Source organism: Chryseobacterium sp. DT-167, from assembly GCF_058310155.1.
The window spans coordinates 1-540 of record NZ_JBZEEQ010000126.1 but is presented as its reverse complement, the minus strand read 5'-3'; the positions used below and the strand labels follow the sequence as shown (position 1 = coordinate 540).

General features: G+C 72.4%; 1 protein-coding gene. It reads left to right on the top strand.

Translation table 11 applies throughout. The annotated features are described in order from the left end of the window. The coding region (locus AC4FQ5_RS20100; RefSeq protein WP_491146489.1) for a VOC family protein at positions 1–468 on the top strand (468 nt) is incomplete at its 5' end. Positions 469–540 lie beyond the last annotated feature (72 nt).

Genomic DNA, 540 nt, shown 5'->3' with positions numbered 1-540 from the left:
ACCCCGTCGTGCCGGTCACGGTCGCGACCGCCGCAGCGGCCCACGCCGCCGCGAACGCGAGTGGCCGGTCCCGTCCCGGAGGAACGCATGGGTAACCCGGTCGTGCACGTCGACATCATCGGTCCCGACCCGGACGTGCTCCGGGAGTTCTACCGCCGGCTCTTCGACTGGCACGCCGAACCCGGTGCGCCCGTCGCCCCGCAGGTCTCCGACGAGACGGTGTATTCGTTCATCGAGCCCGGCGACGGCGCCGCTCCTGTTCCGGCGGGAATCGGCGGGGGACCGGCATTCCCGGCCCGGGCGATGTTCTACGTCGGTGTGACGGACGTGGAGTCCGCTCTCGTGGAGGTCGAGAGGCTCGGGGGCCGCCGACTCTTCGGCCCTGCGGTCAATGCCGGGGGTGGCGTCGTCGTCGGACACTTCACCGATCCGGCGGGCAACGTCGTCGGGGTGGCCGCGCCGGCGTGATCGGGGCAGAGCACGCTGCTCGCCGTCCACGGTCCCCGGGTTCGTCGACGCCGGCCGTGGCCCAATGCTTAC